This window comes from Micromonospora okii (assembly GCF_020884795.1).
GTDB classification, from domain to species: Bacteria; Actinomycetota; Actinomycetes; order Mycobacteriales; family Micromonosporaceae; genus Micromonospora; species Micromonospora okii.
The window spans coordinates 36,518-55,320 of the sequence record NZ_BBZF01000019.1 but is presented as its reverse complement, the minus strand read 5'-3'; the positions used below and the strand labels follow the sequence as shown (position 1 = coordinate 55,320).

Annotated in this window: 17 protein-coding genes; 2 read left to right on the top strand and 15 right to left on the bottom strand. The window is 76.4% G+C overall.

All coding sequences use genetic code 11. The features are described 5' to 3' along the window. Positions 1–2: 2 nt before the first annotated feature. The 8 genes from LPU43_RS17180 to LPU43_RS17145 form a co-directional block, all read right to left on the bottom strand. Positions 3–932, bottom strand: coding sequence for a phytanoyl-CoA dioxygenase family protein (locus LPU43_RS17180; protein WP_229401463.1), 930 nt, complete (start codon positions 930–932; stop codon positions 3–5). Between the two features lie 2 nt (positions 933–934). After that, positions 935–2,014, bottom strand: a complete 1,080-nt coding sequence (hppD, locus tag LPU43_RS17175) for a 4-hydroxyphenylpyruvate dioxygenase (protein ID WP_229401718.1) — start codon at positions 2,012–2,014, stop codon at positions 935–937. 70 nt (positions 2,015–2,084) lie between these two features. Continuing rightward, a complete protein-coding gene (locus LPU43_RS17170) occupies positions 2,085–3,329 on the bottom strand; it encodes a beta-ketoacyl-[acyl-carrier-protein] synthase family protein (protein ID WP_229401462.1) in 1,245 nt (414 codons plus the stop codon). Beyond that, entirely contained in the window at positions 3,326–4,942 is a 1,617-nt protein-coding gene (locus LPU43_RS17165) for a class I adenylate-forming enzyme family protein (protein WP_229401461.1), read from the bottom strand. Before LPU43_RS17165 ends, LPU43_RS17170 begins: the two co-directional genes overlap by 4 nt. Then, complete coding sequence (locus LPU43_RS17160; protein WP_229401460.1) at positions 4,939–5,493, bottom strand: beta-ketoacyl synthase chain length factor; 555 nt, start codon at positions 5,491–5,493, stop codon at positions 4,939–4,941. Before LPU43_RS17160 ends, LPU43_RS17165 begins: the two co-directional genes overlap by 4 nt. Then, positions 5,490–6,584, bottom strand: a complete 1,095-nt coding sequence (locus tag LPU43_RS17155; RefSeq protein WP_229401459.1) for a beta-ketoacyl-[acyl-carrier-protein] synthase family protein — start codon at positions 6,582–6,584, stop codon at positions 5,490–5,492. The genes LPU43_RS17160 and LPU43_RS17155 overlap by 4 nt, the downstream gene beginning before the upstream one ends. Further along, positions 6,577–6,822 (bottom strand): acyl carrier protein, encoded by a 246-nt coding sequence (locus tag LPU43_RS17150; protein WP_229401458.1) that lies wholly within the window; start codon positions 6,820–6,822, stop codon positions 6,577–6,579. The genes LPU43_RS17155 and LPU43_RS17150 overlap by 8 nt, the downstream gene beginning before the upstream one ends. Beyond that, positions 6,822–7,088, bottom strand: coding sequence for a phosphopantetheine-binding protein (locus tag LPU43_RS17145; RefSeq protein ID WP_229401457.1), 267 nt, complete (start codon positions 7,086–7,088; stop codon positions 6,822–6,824). Before LPU43_RS17145 ends, LPU43_RS17150 begins: the two co-directional genes overlap by 1 nt. 15 nt (positions 7,089–7,103) lie before the next feature. On the opposite strand from LPU43_RS17145, the gene LPU43_RS17140 reads away from it, so the two are divergent. Beyond that, positions 7,104–7,730: a 4'-phosphopantetheinyl transferase family protein gene (locus tag LPU43_RS17140; RefSeq protein ID WP_229401456.1), complete on the top strand. Its 627-nt coding sequence runs from the start codon at positions 7,104–7,106 to the stop codon at positions 7,728–7,730. 38 nt (positions 7,731–7,768) lie between these two features. On the opposite strand, the gene LPU43_RS17135 is transcribed toward LPU43_RS17140, so the two are convergent. Beyond that, positions 7,769–9,163: a class I adenylate-forming enzyme family protein gene (locus LPU43_RS17135; RefSeq protein ID WP_229401455.1), complete on the bottom strand. Its 1,395-nt coding sequence runs from the start codon at positions 9,161–9,163 to the stop codon at positions 7,769–7,771. 518 nt (positions 9,164–9,681) lie between these two features. Here LPU43_RS17135 and LPU43_RS17130 point away from each other — a divergent pair. Continuing rightward, the gene (locus LPU43_RS17130) at positions 9,682–13,329 is read left to right on the top strand and encodes an nSTAND1 domain-containing NTPase (RefSeq protein ID WP_229401454.1); all 3,648 of its coding nucleotides are present in this window, start codon (positions 9,682–9,684) and stop codon (positions 13,327–13,329) included. A 12-nt stretch (positions 13,330–13,341) separates the two neighbouring features. Here LPU43_RS17130 and LPU43_RS17125 read toward each other — a convergent pair whose 3' ends face one another. From LPU43_RS17125 to LPU43_RS17100, 6 genes are read right to left on the bottom strand one after another with little or no spacing between them, the layout of a single operon-like run. Further along, positions 13,342–13,662, bottom strand: coding sequence for an antibiotic biosynthesis monooxygenase family protein (locus tag LPU43_RS17125; RefSeq protein WP_229401453.1), 321 nt, complete (start codon positions 13,660–13,662; stop codon positions 13,342–13,344). Next, complete coding sequence (locus tag LPU43_RS17120; RefSeq protein WP_229401452.1) at positions 13,659–14,948, bottom strand: beta-ketoacyl synthase N-terminal-like domain-containing protein; 1,290 nt, start codon at positions 14,946–14,948, stop codon at positions 13,659–13,661. The genes LPU43_RS17125 and LPU43_RS17120 overlap by 4 nt, the downstream gene beginning before the upstream one ends. A 20-nt stretch (positions 14,949–14,968) precedes the next feature. Beyond that, a complete protein-coding gene (locus tag LPU43_RS17115) occupies positions 14,969–16,246 on the bottom strand; it encodes a beta-ketoacyl-[acyl-carrier-protein] synthase family protein (RefSeq protein WP_229401451.1) in 1,278 nt (425 codons plus the stop codon). Next, a complete protein-coding gene (locus LPU43_RS17110; protein ID WP_229401450.1) occupies positions 16,243–16,677 on the bottom strand; it encodes a cupin domain-containing protein in 435 nt (144 codons plus the stop codon). Before LPU43_RS17110 ends, LPU43_RS17115 begins: the two co-directional genes overlap by 4 nt. Further along, entirely contained in the window at positions 16,670–17,398 is a 729-nt protein-coding gene (locus tag LPU43_RS17105; protein WP_229401449.1) for an SRPBCC family protein, read from the bottom strand. Before LPU43_RS17105 ends, LPU43_RS17110 begins: the two co-directional genes overlap by 8 nt. Then, a complete protein-coding gene (locus LPU43_RS17100; protein ID WP_229401448.1) occupies positions 17,398–18,789 on the bottom strand; it encodes an acetyl-CoA carboxylase biotin carboxylase subunit in 1,392 nt (463 codons plus the stop codon). Before LPU43_RS17100 ends, LPU43_RS17105 begins: the two co-directional genes overlap by 1 nt. Positions 18,790–18,803 lie beyond the last annotated feature (14 nt).

The following is an 18,803-nucleotide window of genomic DNA, read 5'->3' as shown; positions in this document are numbered from 1 at the left end:
TCTCAGCCTTCCTGCTGGGCCCGGTCACGCCAGATGACCGGGCAGTAGTCGGGGTCGGCGTAGTCCGGCCGCCCGTCGGCGGTGCGGCGGACCAGCACGTCGTGGTTGTACGCGGCGAGCGTGCCGTCGGAGAGCGGGAACTCCCGGTAGGCGTTCGCGCCGTCCTGCAGGTGCAGGGAGATCGCCCGGCGCGGGCGGTCGCTGACGTTCGCGCCGCTGCCGTGGTAGGTGCGGCAGTGGTGGAAGTTCACGTGTCCCTTGGGGATCACCACGGGGATCTTGCGGATCTCCGCGCCGTTGTGGGCCGCGTTCTCCGCGAGCATCTCCTCGAGCTGGTCGCGGTCGCGCTCGGCGAAGTGCCGCACGACGGTGTCGTTTGCGCCGATCTCCTTCCAGCGGTGCGACCCGTCGACCATCGTGATGGTGCCCATCTCCTCGCCGCAGTCGTGGAAGGGGATGAACGCGGTGAGCATGTCCTCCGACGACGAGGACGACCAGTAGTGCTTGTCGAAGTGCCAGGGCACGATGTTCGACGGCTCGCCCGAGATCGGCGGCTTGTAGATCAGCGTGGACTGGAACACCCGGATCTCGGCGGCCCGCGCGAGCCGGGCGGCGACCGCCCCGAGCAGCGGCTTGCGCAGGATCGCGGCGATCCCGTCGTGCTCGTAGTGGACGTAGTCGTTGTGCCGCTGCACCGGGCCCTTCGACGGGTCCCAGTAGGCCAGCTTCGGCGGTCGCACCGGCAGGGTGCGGTCCCGCTCGCCGTCGTAGTACCGGTCGGTGGCCGCCACGAGGGCGTCCACCTCCTCGTCGGTGAACAGCTTCTTCGACAGGTACCAGCCGTGCTCGGCGTAGAACCGCACGTCGGACTCCGACGGCAGCAACGCCTCCTCCTCGGCGGTCAACGCCGGCTGAAGGTCGACGGTCGTCACGATCACACCCCCTGTGCTGCCGCCGTGGCGGCCAGCTCGCGTTCCTTGGCCTCGTAGAGGGCCTTGATGTTGCCGCTGCCGAAGGTCAGCGCCCCGCGCCGCTCGATGAGTTCGAGGAAGAGGGTGCGCCGCACGTGCATCGACTCGGTGAAGATCTGCAGGAGCTGGCCGCCGTGGTCGCGGTCGGCCAGGATGCTCAGCTCGCGCAGCCGGTCCAGCGGCGCGTCGACCGGGCCGACCCGCTGCTCCAGGTCGTCGTAGTAGGCCGCCGGGGTGCCGGCGAAGCGGACCCCCCGCTCGCGCAGCGCGCCGACCGCCGTGACGATGTCGTCGGTGCGCAGCGCGAGGTGCTGCACCCCGGCCCCGGCGTGCTGGGCGAGGAACGCGTCGATCTGCCCCGGCCGGTGGCTCGTGTCCGGCTCCAGCAGCACCAGGGTGACCCGCCCCGACGGGCTCTGCACCGCCGTGGAGTTCATCGCCTGCCCGGCGACCTCCACGTGCTCGGTGAAGATGGCCGAGAAGCCGAAGACCCGCTCGTAGTGGGCGACGGTCTCCGCGAGCTGCCCCGGCGGCACGCAGATCGCCAGGTGGTCGATCTCGGCGAGCAGCCGCCCGTCGCCGCCGGCCGGCGGTTCCGTCTCGAACGCCCCGGGCAGGAACTCGCTGCGGTCGCCCCGGCGCTGCACCAGCCGGTGCGTCACGTCGCCGAAGCCGCCCACCTCGGCGATCACCACCTCGGCGTCCGCGCCGGTGAAGGTGGCCGGCGGGCGCACGGGCGTCGCCCCCCGTTCCACCAGCTCCGCGTACGCCCCGGCGGCGTCGTCGACCTCCAGCGCCACCACCGCGATGCCGTCGCCGTGCCGCTGCACGTACGTCGACGCCGGGTGCTGCGCCGTCAGCCCCGAGGTGAGCACCATCCGGATGTCGGCCTGGCCCAGCAGCAGCGAGCGCTGCCCGGCCAGCCCGGTCTCGGGGCCGCCCTGGCCCCGGAGCCGGAACCCGACGGCGGTGCCGAAGTAGAAGGCCGCCTGCCGGGCGTCCCCCACGTAGAGTTCGACGTGATCTATAGAACGGATGTCCATCTTCCAGCCCTTCCCCATGTCCCCCCGTGACTGCCGCCCGGGCGCGCCCCGCCCGGGGTGGTACGAGAGATCACCTGCCGGCGCCCGCAGCGGCGGTGCGCCGCAGCAGCAGGCTGACGTTCTGCCCGCCGAAGCCGAACGAGTTGCTCAGCGCGTGCTCCGGCGCGGCCCGCCGTGCCTCTTTGCGGATGTGGTCGGCGGGGCACGCCGGATCCGGGTCGTCGAGGTTCCAGGTCGGCGGCAGCAGCCCCCGCCCCAGCGCGAGCGCGGTGGCCGCCGCCTCCAGCACCCCGGACGCCCCGAGCAGGTGCCCGGTGATCCCCTTGGTGGAGCTGACCGGCACCCCGCCGTCGCCGAAGACCTCGGCCAGCGCCGTGGTCTCGGCGATGTCGCCGAGCTTCGTGCCGGTGCCGTGCGCGTTGACGTAGCCGACGTCGCCGGGGCCCACCCCGGCGCCGGCCAGGGCGCGGCGCATGCACTCGGCCGCCCCCGCGCCGTCCGGCCGGGGCGCGGTCGGGTGGTAGGCGTCGGTGTTCGCCCCGTAGCCGGCCACCTCGGCGTACCCGGTGACGCCCCGGGCGGCGGCGTGCTCGGCGCGCTCCAGCACCAGCAGCGCCGCCCCCTCGGCCAGCACGAACCCGTTGCGCCGGGCGTCGAAGGGCCGGCTCGCCTCGCCCGGCTCGGCCCAGCCCCGGGCGAGGGCCCGGGCGTTGCCGAAGGTGTCGGCGAAGGTGGGGAAGAGCGGGGCCTCGCTGGCCCCGCAGACCACCACGTCGGCCTCCCCGGCGCGGATGAGCCGGACCGCGTCGGCGACCGCCTGCGCGCCGGAGGCGCAGGCCGTGCCGACCGACGAGCTGTAGCCGCGGATGCCGTGGGCGATGGCGATCCGCGCCGCCGGCATGTTCGGCAGGATGCCGGTGAGCAGGTACGGGCTGACCGCCGCGCGGCCCCGGGCGGCGCGGGCCAGCACCTGGCTCTCCAGCGTGGACATCCCGCCGACCCCGCCGACGATCACCCCGATCCGGCCCGGGTCCACGTCGCGGCCCACCTCGATGCCGGCGTCGGCGAGCGCGTCGGCGGCGGCGAGCAGGGCGAGCACGACGATCCGGTCGAGCACCCGGGTCTCCGGCCCGGAGGCGACCGTGCGCGGGTCGATCTCCGGCAGCAGCCCGGCGGCCTCCAGGGACTCCCGGGCGGGGTGGCCCTCGGGCGGGCGGACCAGCCCGGACCGGCCGGTGAGCAGGGCGTCGAAGGTCTCCGCCACGCCCCGGCCGGCGGGGGTGAACAGGCCCATCCCGGTGATGACGGCGGTCACGACGGCGACCCGTTCAGGTAGCGCTCGCGCAGCGCCACCTTGCGCACCTTGCCGGTCACGGTGACCGGGATGTCCTCGGAGCGCACCGGCACCACCCGGCGCAGGGTGGCCCCGACGTCCGCGCCGAGCGCCGCGCGCACCGCCCCGGTGCGGTCGGCGGCCGGGTCGGCGCCGGCGGCCAGCTCCAGCAGCACGTCGGTGACGACGGCACCGTCCCCGGAGACGATGACCACGGTGCAGTCGGTGACGTCGGGGCAGGCGGCGAGAACCCGCTCCTCGGACAGGGCGGTGAAGAACCGCTTCCCGTCGCCGGTCTCGACGGAGTCCACGGCCCGGTCCATGTGGTAGTAGCGGCCCTCGTCGTCGGCGTACACCAGGTCGCCGGTGAGGTACCAGCCGCGCAGCCGGGACCGGTAGGTGGTGACGGAGTCGTTCCAGTAGCCCCGGAACAGCGACGGTGAGTCGATGCCGAGCCAGCCGACCTGCCCCGGCGGCAGCTCGTTGCCCTCGGCGTCGAGCACCGCGACCTTCGCGAACCGGTACGGGCGGCCCACGCAGCGGCCGTACCGGTCGGTCTCGGCGGTGTGGGTGACGTGGAACATCGAGTGGCCCATCTCGCTGGAGCCCAGCCCGTCGATGAAGACGGAGCCGGGCACCCGGACCACGCCCTGGCGGGTGACGGTGTCCCGCGAGCCGACCGCGACGAGTCGCCGCACGTGCGGCTCGTGGGAGCAGTCGCCGGTGTTGAACCACAGCCGCACCGAGTCGAGGTCGTACCCGGACAGGTCGAAGCGGGCCAGCTCAGCCCAGGTGACGGAGAAGCCGAACACCCCGTCGGGCCGCCACCGCTGGATGGCGTCGAGCACCCGCTCCCCGCCCTGGTCGGAGAGGAGGAACATCTGCGCGCGGTTGCCGAGCGCCTGGTTGACCATGAGCACGGTCGCGGTGTGCGGGGCGGGCAGCGCGTTGAGGATGCGGCCGGTGCCCTGCGCCTGCGGCATGGACAGCAGGTGCCGGGTGGCGGCGAAGAGGCTGCTGTGCGAGTGCAGCACGGCCTTCGGCACCCCCGTGGTGCCGGAGGTGTGGGTGATGACGATCGGGTCGTCGGAGTGGTGCCGGTAGTGGGCCGGCGCGTCGGCCGGGTCGCCCGCGCCCGCCTCGGCGGGGGTGCCGAGCAGCGGCGCGCCGAGGTCGTGCCCGGCCAGCAGCGCGGTGTGCGCGGCGTCGGCGAGCACACCCGCGCCGCGCAGCCGGCGGATGTACTCGGCGGCGATCTCGGGGCGCAGCTTGCCGTTCATCAGCGCGGGGATCGCGCCGAGGCGGGTCAACGCGAGGAAGCTGAGCACCATGTCGGCGGCGGCGGTGGCCCAGACGGCGACCGGGTCGCGCGGCTTGACGCCCCGGGCGTGCAGCCAGGCCGCCCGCGCGGCGACCCGCTCGTCGAGCTGCCCCAGCGTGAGCGCGTGCTCGGCCGGGTGCCCGTCGACGGCCGTGTCGAAGGTCAGGCCCGGGCCGTCCGGGTCGGCGCCGTGCGCCAGCACCCGGGCGAGCACGTTGCCGGCGCCGATCTCGGTGTCGGCGGCCAGCACGCCGCGCAGTCCCCTGGTCCTCATCGGGTGTCTCCTCCCCCCAGCAGCACCGCGACGGCCCGGGTCCCGGGCGCCTCGCCCGGGCCGGCCGCGCCGGCGTCGCCGGGTGGCTGCTCAATCATGATCAACAAGGTCTCGTCGGCGTCGCCGTCGGCGCACAGCAGCTCCGCCTCGGCAGTGCCCTCGGCCAGCGGGTCCCCGGTCGGGGCCACGCAGACCACCGGGCCGCCCAGCCCCCAGCGCGCCGCGACGTGCCCGGCGACGCTGTTCGGCACGGACTGGAAGAAGAACAGCGGACCGGGTCGGCCGCCCTGCGCGACCGTGGCACGCACGTGGTCGGCGCTCGCCCGGTCCCCGGCCGCGCTGACCAGCACCACCGCCGTCCGGGCGGCCACCGGCTCCGGGGCCGGCCGCTCGCCGTGCCGCCGGGTGAGGCAGCGGTCGGCCACGGCCGCCACGACCGGGCTGAACGTCGAGTGCACGAACCCGGGCAGGGTCGGCGGCGCGGCGTCGCCCGGCTCGGGCCAGCGCGCCTCGGCGAGCACCCGCAGGCCGCCGATCGTCTCCCCCGTCATGCCGCACCCACCAGCAGGGCGGTGTTCGCGCCGCCGAACGCGGAGTTCAGGCTCAGCGCGTACGGGGTGGCGGCCGGGCGGGGCGCGTCGCGGATCACGTCCAGCGGGCACGCCTCGTCGGGGCCGAGCCAGCCGGCGTTGACCGGCAGCTTCCCGTGCCCCGTGGCGAGGACGGTCACCACCAGCTCCAGCAGCCCGGACGCCTCCAGGGCGTGCCCGTGCAGCGCCTTGGTGGAGCTGATCGGCACCCGACCGGCGTGCTCACCCCACGCCAGCCGCAGGGCCGCCGCCTCGGCCGCGTCGCTGTAGCCGGTGCCGGTGGCGTTGGCGTTGACGTACCCGATCTCCTCCGGGCGCAGCCCGGCACGGCGCAGCGCCGCACCGACCGCCCGCGCCAGCCCGCGCCCCTGCGGGTCGGGCTGGCAGGGGTGGTGGCCGTCGCCGGCCCGCCCCCAGCCGAGCACCTCCGCCAGCGTCGGCGCGCCCCGGCGGCGGGCCGCCCCGGCGGACTCCAGCACCACGGCGGCCACGCCGTCGCCGAGCAGCAGCCCGCGCCGGCCCGCGCTGAACGGGCGCACCGCGCCGTCGGTGGCCAGGGCACGCCCGGCGTCGAAGAGCGCGTACTGGTCGGGTTCGACCAGGTAGCCGGCGGCGACCACGACGCGGTCGACGTCGCCGCGGGCGATCAGCGCGGCGGCGTCGGCCACCGCCGTGGACGCCGACACGCAGGCGCTGGTGTAGGCCCGGGGCGCGCCGGCCAGGCCGCAGCCGTCGGCCAGCTCCCGGGCCAAGGCCGGCACTCCCGCGCCGCCGTGCGCGGCGAGCAGCAGCGGCGCAACCGCCCGCTCCCCCGGGCCGAGCCGGGCCGCCGCGCAGGCGGCGCGCACCGCCTCGGCCAGCTCGTCGGGCAGGGCGCCGGCCTCCGGCAGGGTGGCCGCCACGCCGACCCGGCGGGCGGTGGTGTCGAACCGGCCGACCGGCCGGAACGCCGGGGCGCCGGCGAGCACCCCGGCGAGCTGCGCGTCGGCCCCCCTGCCGAGCGCGCTGAGCGCGTGGACGCCGGTGATCCGTACGCCGGCCCGCTCAGCCATCTGCGGGGACGCTCAGGCAGGCGCGGAACACCGCCACGGCGTCGTCGACCGTGCGGATACCCGCGAGCTGGTCGTCGGTGAGGTCGAGCCGGCGGTCGTGGCGCTGCTCGACCATGTGCACCAGCCAGGCCAGCTCCATCGAGCCCACCCGGTCGGGCACCTCGTCGGCCGGCTTGCCGGTCATCTCGGCGAGCATGGTCAGCAGGTCGGCTCGCCCCAACTCGGGCTGACCGGACATCAGGAGTTGCCGTCGGCCGTCGCGGCGACCCGGTCGGCGATCATCGTGGTGAACTCGCCGACCGTCATCAGGGCCAGCTTCTCCGACTCGTCGTCGGCGAACTTCAGGCCGTAGTGGTCCTCGACCCGCACGGCCAGGTCGGCCAGGGCCAGCGACTCCAGGTCGACGCCGGAGGGGCCGAGCGTGGTGTCGTCGTCGATGTCGTCGACGTCGTAGTTCATGTCGGCGAGCTGGGAGATGACGAAGGCACGGACCTCGTCGCGCATGGTTAACCTCTTTCCGTGAGCCAGTCAGCGGTGCCCGGTCGGGACACCGTGAACGTGTGGGTGGGCCGCGCAGCCGGCGGTCGGCCGGCGGCGGCCCGGTTGCTGCTGCGGCGCGCGGGTGGCGCGCTGCTCGGTCGGCCGGAGGCGGAGATCCGGGTGGGGCGCGACGCCGACGGTCGGCCGTTCGTCCGCGCCGGCGACGGGGCCGGGCTGTTGGTGAGCGTCAGCCACGCCGACGGCGTGGTAGTGGTCGCGGCCCGCCGCGCAGGCCCCGTGGGGGTCGACGTCGAGCGCCGCCGCGACCTGCCCGCGGTGGCGCTGGCCCGCCGCTGGTACGCCCCGGAGGAGGCCGCCTGGTTGGCCGCCCACCCCGCCGACCGGCGTGCCGAGGCGTTCCTGCTGCTGTGGACGGCCAAGGAGGCGGTGGGCAAGGCGCTCGGCCGGGGGCTGCGCGACGGCGGGTTGCGCCGCCGGATGCCGGTGCCCGCCGGACCGGGCGGGCCGCTTCGCCCGGTGCCCGGCGCGCGCGGGCTGCGGGTCGGCCACCCCCGGCTGGCCGGTGACCTCGCGTCGGCCGGCGACCTGGTGCTGGCCGTCGCGGTGGACGGCCCGGCCGACGCGGTGGACGTCGTCGCCCACTGAGCGGTCGGTCGGGGCGGCGGGCCGCCGGAGCGGCCCGGTCACGGCGTGGCCGCCCGCAGCGCCTCGGTCGAGCGGACCAGCTTGCCGGTGGTGGTCCGGGGCAGGCGGTCGAGCAGGCGCAGCACGCGGGGGCGCTTGTAGCCGGCCAGCCGCTCGGCCAGCAGCGTCTCCAGCGCCTCCTCCGACGTCGGCCCGTCCGGCTGCACGTACGCGGTGATGCCGTTGTCGTAGACCACCACGGCCGCGCCGACACCGGGCAGCCCGGTGAGGGTGGCCTCGACCTCGGTGAGGTCCACCTTCAGGCCACCGACGGAGACCTGCGAGTCGAGCCGGCCGCGCACGGTGACCAGGCCGGTGTCCGGGTCGACCGTGCCGGCGTCGCGGGTGTGCAGCCAGCCGTCGGCCCAGCGGTCCGGGTCGCTCAGGCCGACGTACGGCGAGTCCGGGCAGCTCACCCACAGCTCCCCGGTGGACGACTCGCGGACCTCGATGCCGGGCGCGGGGGCGATCGCCGGGCGGTGCCGCCCGTGCAGGTCGGTGCCGATGACCCCGACCTCGGTCATGCCGTACATGTTGCCCAGGGTCGCCCCGAAGCGGTCGGTGAACGCGGCCACCACGGCCGGGGGCACCAGCTCGCCGCCGGTGGTCATCCGCCTGAACTGCGGCAGCGGGCCGGTGGGCCGGGTGGAGGCGAGCAGTCCGATGTGGAAGGGCACGCCGAGCACGGTGGCGGGGCTGTCGTCGGCGGCGACGGCGGCCAGCACGGCGTCGCCGCTGAGGCGGTCCGGCGGCACCAGCGTGACCCGGGCGTGCAGCCCGTAGAGCAGCCCGCCGACCAGGCCCAGCACGTGCACCATGGACGGCAGCAGGATGATCCGCTCGCCGGGCAGGGCGACGCCGTCGATGCGGGTGTAGCGGCGCACCTCGGCCACGAGGGAGGCCGCGCTGCGGCCGATCACCTTCGACGGGCCGGTGGAGCCGGAGCTGAGCTGGATCACCGCGTGCGGGCTGCCCGCCGGCCGGTCCGAGTAGGCCGTCACGCCCTCGGTCACGTCCACGAAGATCTTCAGCGCGCCGCCGCCGCTGCGGACCGGGGCGATGACGACCTGCGGGGTGAGCCGTTCGAGGGCCTGGGCGACCTCGTGGTCGGTGAGCCGGTGGTCGAGCAGGACCGCCTGGGCCCCGCTGCGCCAGGTGGCGAGGAGGTTCACCACGTACGCCAGCGACGGCGGCAGGCGCAGCGCGGCGGCCCCGCCGGGGCGCAGCCCGGCCTCGGCGAGCCGGGTCTGCGCCTCGCCGACGAGCCGGCGCAGGGTGCCCCGGTCCACCGGGTCGGGCAGCCGGAAGCAGACGTCGGTCGACGGGCCGGCCAACAAGACGTCGTCGACCCAGGAGGGGTCGTCCACCGTAGATTCTTCTGCCGAACGATCCATGGTCACTGCGGTCTACCGCCCAGCGTGAAAAAGGGCATGACTGCCCAAAGTGGTGCGTCTTTCGGGGTGTTGCCGGAACCCTACGGCAGCCGTCGAGACCATCACCAGGTGCAAATGGCTAGATCAAAAAAGTCGTGCGGCCCGATTGCCGCTCGGCCGGTCCGGCGGGCAGGATCGGATGCGCGAGTCCGTCGGTGCCGCCGGCCGCCGGGCGCGAGCCTGCCCACCTGCGGGTACGTCGACCAGGGCGGCAGCCTGCCCGAAAACAGGCCGGCGCGGGCCGTCCGGCGGCCGTCCACCATGGCCGGTCCGCGCGGTCGACGGCTGTTTCTGATCGTCCCCGGCGACCGTCCACTTCGGTGTCCAAGTCTGGCCGGTCGTTGCCGCCTCCGGCCCGATCAGGCCGGCCCCTCCGGGGCGCAGGCGGCGGCCCGTGGCCGGGTGTCGCCCGGCATGATGGGCGCGGGGCCGGAGCCGACCCGGCGCCCGCCGATCGACCGACGGGGAACGGGTTGACCGTGGACGCAGCACGCCGCATCCCGATCGAGGCGGCGCTGGTGCGCCTCTGGCGGGGCGGCGCCCCGGCCGGCGCCGGCTTCCTCGCCGGGCCGGAGCACCTGCTCACCGCCGCCCACGTGGTGGCCTCCGCGCTCGGCGTCCCGGCCGGCGGCGACCGGCCCGTCGGCGGGGTCGAGGTGGACTTCCCGCTGCTCGCACCCGGCCGCCGGCTGGCCGCCGAGGTCGCCGCCTGGGCGCCGCTCACCCCCGAGGGCACGGGCGACGTCGCCGGGCTGCGCCTGCTCTCCCCGCCCCCGCCCGGGGCGCGACCGCTGCCGTTCGCCCGACACCGCAGCCTCTCCGACGCCCAACTGGTCATGGTGGGATTCCCGGCCAACCTGCCGCTGGGCGCCTGGGGGTACGGCCGCACCGGCGGCGCGGTCGCCACCGGCTGGGTGGAGATCCTCAGCGACGACCGCCGCCCCTCCACCCTGGAGCGGGGCTTCTCCGGGTCGCCGGTGTGGGACACCGGGCTCGACGCGGTGGTCGGCATGGTCGTCCAGAAGGCCAGCGGCGCTGCGCCCCGCATCGGCTACCTGCTCCCCACCGACCGGCTCCTGCCGGTCTGGCCCGAGCTGGCGCGGGTGGCCGAGGGGGAGTCCCCGTTCCGGGGGCTGCGGGCCTTCGGCGAGCGCGACGAGGCGCTGTTCTTCGGCCGGGGCGAGCAGGCCGAGCAGCTCGCCCGGCAGGCCGTCGCGGTGCCGGTGCTCTGCCTGGTCGGGCCGTCCGGGGTCGGCAAAACCTCGCTGCTGCACGCCGGGGTGCTCGCCCGGCTGCGCCGCACGCCCCGGCTGGCGGTGGCCGTCCTGCGCCCGGCCGACGCGGCGACCGCCCCGCACGCCCTGGCCCTGGCACTGGACCGGCTGACCGACCCGAACCCGGTCGCCCCGGCCGCCGACCCGAACCCGATCGCCCCGGCCGCCGACCCGAACCCGATCGCCCCGGCCGCCGACCCGAACCCGATCGCGCCGGGCGCAGGGCCGCCCACCCCCGGACCGCCCGGCGCCCCCGCCCCGGGGCCCGCCGGCCGGCTGGACCGGGTGGCGGCCCTGGCCGCGCGGCTGGCCGGCCCGGACGGCGCGGACGCGCTGGCCACCGTGCTCGCCGCGACCGACGCCGAGCGGCTGGTGGTCGTGGTGGACCAGTTCGAGGAGGTGCTCGCCCAGCCCGTGGCGGAGCGCCGGGCGTTGACCGCCGCGCTGGGGGCGGCGCTGCGGCCCGGGGCGCGGGTCTCGGTCGTGCTCGCCCTGCGGGACACCTTCCTCGGCGCCTGCCTGCGCGACCCGGCGCTGCACCCGCTGACCGCCCGCTGGCTGCCCGCCACCGTCGCCGAGCTCGGCCCGTCGCAGCTCCGCGACGTGATCACCGGGCCGCTGGGGCGCAACGGCACGGTGACGGCGCAGGCCGGGCTGGTCGACCGGATCGTCGACGACGTGCGGGACGCGCCGAACCCGCTGCCCCTGGTCCAGTTCACCCTCACCGAGCTGTGGCAGCGCCGGCAGGCCGGGCTGCTCACCCACCGGGCCTACGACGAGCTGGGCGGGGTGCGGGGCGCGCTGGCCGGCTACGCCGAGCGGGTGTGGGACACCCTCGACCCGCCCGCCCGGGGCGCGGCGGAGCGGCTGCTGGCGCAGCTCACCCGACCCCTGCCGGAGGCCGGGCTGTCGGTGCGCCGTACCGCCGCCCTGGCCGACCTGGACGACGCGCAGCTCGCGGTCGCCCAGCGGCTGGCCACCACCCGGCTGCTGGTGCTGCGGGCCGCCGGGGCGACGCCCGGCGTGGAGCTGGCCCACGAGTCGCTGGTGACCGGGTGGGAGCGGCTGCGGGCGCTCACCGAGCGGTACCGCGAGTTCCGGACCTGGCAGGAGACGCTGCGGCTGCGGATGGCCGGCGGCGCGGCGGGGCGGCGCCGGCTCACCGGCGCGGACCTGCGCGACGCCCGGCGCTGGACCGGCAGCCACGGCGACCAGCTCACCCCCGCCGAGCGCGCCTTCGTCGCCGGCAGCCGGCAGCGGCAACACCGGCGGGTCCTCGCGGCCGTGGTCGTCCTGCTGGTCGCCGTGGCCGGGTTGGGCCTGTCCTGGCGCACCACCGGGGAGCAACGCGCCGAGATCGCCGCCGCCGACCTCGCCGCGAAGGCCGAGGCCCTTCGGCGCACGGACAGCTACGGGGCCAACCAGCTCGCCCTGCGCGCCCGGCGCACCGACCCCGACGTGCGCCTGGGCCTCGCCGCCCCCGACTGGTACGAGGGCGTCGACGCGCTGCTGCCGCACTACGCGGGCGCGCGCGGCGCGGCCGGCCCGCCGGCGGCCTCCGGCGGGCCGCAGCGGGTCGAATGGTTCGGCAGCGACCTGTCGCAGCAGCTCAGCGCCGACGGCACGCGCCTGGTGACGCTGGACGCCGCGCGCCGGCCAGCGCTGTGGCGGCTGGCCGACGGCGTGCGCCGCGACGACACCCTGACCCGGCTGGCCGGCTCGGCGACCAACAGCCAGGCCGTCGTCAGCCGCGCCGGCGACAGGGTGGCGTTCGTCCAGTCGATCCTGCCGGTGCTGCGGCGGGATGCCCCGGTGGACGACGAGGGGCTGCCGAAGCCGGCCCGGGCCGACCACCCCACCTGCCTGCCCGCCTCCCTGGCCGACGCGCTGAGCTGCCTCGTCGTCTACGACACGCAGGCGCGGCGGGTGAGCCTCGCGGTGCCGCTGGGCGCGGTGACGGCCGCCCTGCGGGTGCGGGCCCTGAGCATCGACCCCACCGGGCAGGTGCTCGCCCTGCTGATCCCGGACACCGGCACGACCGGCGACCCGGGCGGGGACCGGAACGCCGTCGTCCTCTACGACCTGCGCACCGGGACGGAACGCGGCCGGGTCACCCTGGGCTGGCGCAGCACGATCGCCACGTTCTGGCTGGGCCCCGGCGGGCGCGACGCGCTGCTCCTGGAGGTGCCCGGGACACCCGGCGCGCCCATCGCCCTGTCCAGGGCGGACCTGACGGGGGCGACCTCCCGGCGGGTCCTGGTCGACGGGGTCACCGACGTGGCGATGAGCGCCGACTGGAGCACGGTCGCCGCCACCAGCCGCGACCGCACCGGCGACCAGGCCCGGGTCACCGTCCTGGACACCGCCGCGCTGCGCCTGAAGGCCCCGCCGATCGCGCTGCGGCCCGAGGAACGCGACGGGGTGATCGCCCTCGACGCGACCGGGTCGACGCTGGTGCTGTCCTGGCGGCGCGACGTGCTGGGCGCCACCGCCACCGACGTGCGAAAGCTGGCCGCCGGGCTGGGCCGGTGGGTCAGCGCCTGGACCCTGCCCGGCGGGGCCCGCTCCGGTGAGCCGCGCCCCCACCCGAGCCCCTGGGGGGCGGTGCTGCCGCTGGGCCGGGGCCTGGACGGGCCAATGGCGGTGCTGGACGGCAGCACCGTCGGCGTGACCCTGCCGACGACCGGGGCGTCACCGCTGCGCCGCCTGGCGGCGGCGGCCGACGCGGGCAGCCACGACGTCGACGACGCGCTGGGCCGGCTCTGCGCGCTGCTGGCCGACCCGGAGACCGACGCCGCCGTGCGCGACCTGGTGCCCCGCGACGCCCATCAGGGCGAGCTGTGCCCGGACTGAGCCTGGTTCCGGTCACGCCAGGGCGGGGGTCTGCGCGTAGACCAGGAACCGCAGCGACCGCTCCTCCGAGCTGAAGCACTCGCGCAGGGGCCGCACCAGGTCCCGGTGCTGCGCGCTGCGCTCCCACGCCTCGAACGCGGCCAGGTTGACCCACTCGCTGGTGATCAACCACTGCTCCGGGTCGGCGGCCGAGCGGCACACCTGGTCCATCAGGTGCCCCGGCGCGCCCTCGGCGACCAGGTGCCGGATCGCCTCGTACGCGCGCAGGAACTCCCCCGCGCGCCGCTCCGGCACCCGCACCAGGAAGACCACCCGGGCCCGCTGTTCGGTCATTCGTCCGTTCCTTCCGTCGGGCCGGGCACGGTGGCCCGGCGGGGTCGCGGCGCGGGACGGGCCGCCGCGCCGCGCAGCACCAGCGCGCTGTTGAAACCGTCGAACCCCCGCGCGCAGACCAGCGCCACCCGGGAGTCGGGGCGGCGCGGTGAGCGCAGGAAGTCCAGCTCGCAGCCGTCGGCCGGGCGGTCCGGGCCGGCGGAGGCGGGCAGCGTGTCGTGGGCGAAGGCGAGCAGCGCCGTCGCCACGTCCAGCGCCGACCCGCCCTGGTGGGCCCGGCCGGTCAGCGGCTTCTGGGTGGTCACCGGCACCGGCCGGGAGCCGAAGACCGCGCGCAGCGCGTCGGCCTCGGCCCGGTCGTAGCGGGGCACGCCCAGGGCGTCGGGCAACACCACGTCCACGTCACCGGGCGCGACGGCGGCCCGGTCCAGGGCCAGCCGGACCGCGCGGGCGTACTGGGCGGGGTCGCCGGCCGAGTCGGGCCCGGTGTGGGCGGCGTCGTGGGTGGCCCCCCAGCCGGTGACCTCGCCGTAGATCCGGGCGCCCCGGGCCAGGGCGTGCCCCATCTCCTCCACCACGAACACCGCGCCGCCCTCCGCGGGGACGTACCCGGCGGCGTCGGCGTCGAACGGCCGGTACGCCCGCGCGGGGTCGGCCTCCCCGCTGAGCAGCCCGGAGGCGAGCTGGCAGGCCAGCGCGTACGGGCTCAGCGGGCACTCGGTGGCCCCGGCGATCACCACGGGCGTGCCCCGGCGCACGGTGCGCACCGCGTGCGCGAGGCTGTCCAGCCCGCCGGCGGACTCGCTGACCAGCACCCCGGACGGGCCCTTGAACTGGTGGTGGATGGAGAGCTGCCCGACGCTGGCCGCGTAGAACCAGGCGATCGACTGGTACGCCCCCACGGTGCGCGACGGGCCGCCCCACAGCCGTTGCAGCTCCCGCTGGCCGAACAGGTTCCCGCCCGAGGAGCTGGCCAGGGTGACCGCGTAGCCGTACGGGTCGGGGGCGCGCTCGGGCAGCCCCGCGTCGTCCAGCGCCAGCCGGGTCGCGGCGAACCCCAGGTGGGTCCACCGGTCGGTCTGCACCAGCCGCCGGTTCTCCGCCCAGGTCGGCGCCGCGAAGTCGGGCACCTCCCCGGCGACGCGGGTCGGGTAGGGCGTCGGGTCGAACAGGGTGATCGGGCCGGTGCGCCGGGTGCCCGACGCCACCGTGGCCCAGTGCGCGTCGACGCCCACGCCGCTGGGGGCGACCACCCCGATCCCGGTGACCACCGCCCGCGCGCTCACGCGACCACCGTCCGGGGCGCTCACGCGGCCACCGCCGCCGGGGGGAGCCGGCGGAACAGCATCGCCGACTGGAAGCCGCCGAAGCCGCTGCCCACCGAGAGCGCCACGTCCACCGGCAGCTCCCGGGCCACGTTCGGCACGTAGTCCAGGTCGCACTCCGGGTCGCGGGTGGCCCAGTTGGCCGTCGGCGGCACCACCCCGTACTCGACGGCCAGCGCGCAGGCGGCCATCTCGATGGAGCCGATCGCGCCGAGGGAGTGCCCCACCATGGACTTGATGGAGCTGACCGGGACGCGGCGGGCGGCCTCGCCGAGGGCCCGCTTGAACGCCGCCGTCTCGTGCCGGTCGTTCTGCCGGGTGCCCGAGCCGTGGGCACTGACGTAGGAGACCTGCTCCGGGGCCAGCCGGGCCTGCTTCAGGGCGGCGGAGATGGCCAGCGCCATCTCCAGCCCGTCCGGGCGCAGGCCCGTCATGTGGTAGCCGTTGCTGCGGCTGGCGTACCCGGCCAGCTCGCAGTAGACGTGCGCGCCCCGGCGGCGGGCGTGCCCGTACTCCTCCAGGACCAGCACCGCCGCGCCCTCGGCGAGGACGAAGCCGTGCCGGTCGGCGTCGAACGGGCGGGAGGCGTGCGCCGGGTCGTCGTTGTCGGGGCTGGTCGCCTTGATCGCGTCGAAGGAGGCCACGGTGACCGGGGAGATCGGCGAGTCGGCCGCCCCGGCCAGCACGACGTCGGCCTCGTCGTCGGCGATGAGCTGGTGGGCGTACCCGATGGCGTCGATGCCGGAGGTGCAGCCGGTGGAGACCACCTGCGCGGGGCCGTGCAGCCCGTGCCGGCAGGCCACGTCGGCGGCGAGGCTGCTGGGGACGAGCGCCTGGTACAGGTACGGCCCGCCGCGCGCGTGGTCGACCAGCCAGTGCCGGCCCGAGTCGCTGACGGTGACGTACTCCTGCTCCAGGGCCATGGTGCCGCCGACGGCGGTGCCGAGGACCACCCCGGCGCGGTCGCGCTGCGCGTCGGTCAGCTCGAGGCCGCTGTCGGCGAGCGCCTCGATCGAGCAGGCGAGCGCGAACTGCACGTACCGGTCGGCGCGGCGCCGCTCGGCCTCGGTGAGCCCGGCGGCGACCGGGTCGAAGTCGCACTCGGCGGCGATGCGGGAGCGGAACGGCGACGGGTCGAAGAACGTGATCCGCCGCGTCGCCGTGCGCCCCTCGGTGATCGTCTTCCAGAACCGGTCCCGGGTCACGCCGCCCGGGGCGACCACCCCGACGCCGGTCACCACCGTGCGGCGGGCGGTCACGACGCGCCCCGCTGCTCGGCCGGTTCGGTGTCGACGTGGCCGAGTTCCGGGCGGGGCGCGAGCGGGCCCAGGTGGAAGACCACCTCGGCGGGCTCGGTGCCGGTGTTGCGCAGCCGGTGCCGCACGTTGACCGGCACGAACAGGGCCTCCCCGGTGGCCAGCGGCACCGGCCGGTCGTTCAGGTCGACGGTGATCTCCCCGCGCGCGACGTAGAGGAACTCCTCGCTGTACGGGTGGTAGTGCTCGGCGATCCGCTCCCCCGGGGCCAGGGCCGCCACGCCCATGAACCCGGAGGTGCTGCCGACGGTCTTCGGCCCGAGCAGCACCCGCAGCTCGCCGCCGCGCCGCCGGTCGGGCGGGACGTCCCGGCTGGCCACCGTCCGCTGGGCCGGTGTGCCGGGGGCCGGCCGCTGGTCGGTCGTGTCACTCATCGTCGCCTCCCGTGGTGGCGGCGCGGCCGGCGGCCACCCGCTCGATCCGTTCCTTGATGACCGCGAGCTGGACGCGGCTGTTGGCGTTGATCCGCGCGGTCATCCCGGCGTTGTCCAGCGGCGCGTTCGGGCGCATCGCGAAGTCCTGCACCCAGGTCATCCGGGTGCCGTCGGGCTCGGTGTCGTAGTGCCAGCGGATGCGCATGTACTCGAACGGGCCGGTCTCCACGCGGTGCGCCCGCACCTCGCGGTTCTCCCAGTCGGTGGTGCGCTCGCTCACCCAGCTCCACACCGCGCCGTTCTCGTCGGGGTGCATGGTCAGCCGGAACCGCACGGTGCGGCCGTCGCGTTCGAGGATGTCCGCCGAGGCGTACTCGGTGAACAGGTCCGGCCAGTTCGCCACGTCGTTGGTCAGCTCCCAGACCAGCCGCAGCGGCGCGGCGACGACGATGCTGTTCTCGGTGTGCCCGGGCGGGTCGGTCGCCCGGGCCACCAGGTCGGCGACCTCGGCGATGCTCAGCCGCACGGCGTCCTCGGGCAGGCGCACCCGGTACCGGTCGGCGACCACCGCGGAGAGCTCCAGCAGGGCGAGGGAGTCCATGCCGAGGTCCTCCAGGGGCGCGGTGGGTTCCCGGGCCGCGATCTCGGCGTCCAGCCCACAGTTGGCCACCAGGATCTCGGCGATCTCGGCGGTGAGCGGGCGGCCATGGGTGACGGTCATCAGTTCCTCCTCTGGTCGGTGCGGGGCGGGCCGGCGCGGTCGGGGTCGCGCAGCAGGCGGTCGACCAGCCCGGTGGAGTAGCGCCCCTTGCGGAAGGCGGCGTCGTCGAGCACCCGCCGCACGAAGGGGATGGTGGTCCGCACGCCCGGCCCGGCGATGTCGAACTCGGCGAGCGCGCGTTCCAGCCGGTCCAGCGCCAGGTCCCGGTCGGGGGCCCAGGTGGCGACCTTGGCCAGCAGCGAGTCGTAGTGCGGGCCGACGACGTAGCCCGGGTGGCCGTGGGTGTCGACGCGGGTGAACGGCCCGCCGGGCGGGTGGAACCGGTCCAGCCGCCCGGGGGTGGGCGCGAAGCCGGCGTCCGGGTCCTCCACGTTGACCCGGCACTCCACGGCCACCCCGTGCGGACGCACGTCGGCCTGCCGCAGGCGCAGCGGCACCCCGGCGGCGATGTGGAGCTGCTCGTGCACCAGGTCGACGCCGGTGATCATCTCGGTGACCGGGTGCTCCACCTGGATCCGGCAGTTGATCTCCAGGAAGTGGAAGCGGTCGTGGTCGTCCACGAGGAACTCCACGGTCCCGGCGCCGGTGAAGCCGACCTCCAGCACCCCGCGCAGCGCCGCCGCGGTGAGGGCGTCGGCGGTGGCCGCCGGCAGCGACGGGGCGGGGGCCTCCTCGACCAGCTTCTGGTGCCGCCGCTGCACCGAGCAGTCCCGGGTGCCCAGGTGCACGCCGTTGCCGTGGCCGTCGCAGAGCACCTGCACCTCGACGTGGCGCGCGTCGGTCAGGTACCGCTCGACGTACACCCGGTCGTCGCCGAAGGCGGCCTGCGCGGCGGCCCGGGTCCGGGCGTACGCCCGGGGCAGGTCGGCCGCCGCGCGCACCACGGTCATGCCGCGCCCGCCGCCCCCGGCGGCGGCCTTCACGATCACCGGGTAGCCGACCTCGGCGGCCACCTCGGCGGCCCGCTCCACGGTCGGCAGCGTCTCCACGCTGCCCGCCGGCAACGGCAGCCCGGCCCGGCGCATCAGCGCCCGCGCGGTCGACTTGTCCGACAGCGCGGCCATCACCGGCGGGGGCGGGCCGACGAAGGTCAGCCCGTTCTCGGCGCAGATCTCGGCGAAGTCGGCGTCCTCGGAGAGGAACCCGTAGCCGGGGTGGACCGCCTGCGCCCCGGTGCGCCGGGCGGCCTCCACGATCGCCGCCGCGTTGAGGTAGCTGCGCCGGCCGTCCGCCGGCCCGATCCGCACCGCCTCGTCGGCCAGCCGCACCGCCGCGGAGTCCGCGTCGGCGCTGGAGTAGACGGCCACCGTCCGGACGCCCAGCTCCCGGCAGGCGCGCAGCACCCGCAGGGCGATCTCGCCCCGGTTGGCGATCAGCACCTTCTCGAACATGCCGCCGCCCCCGC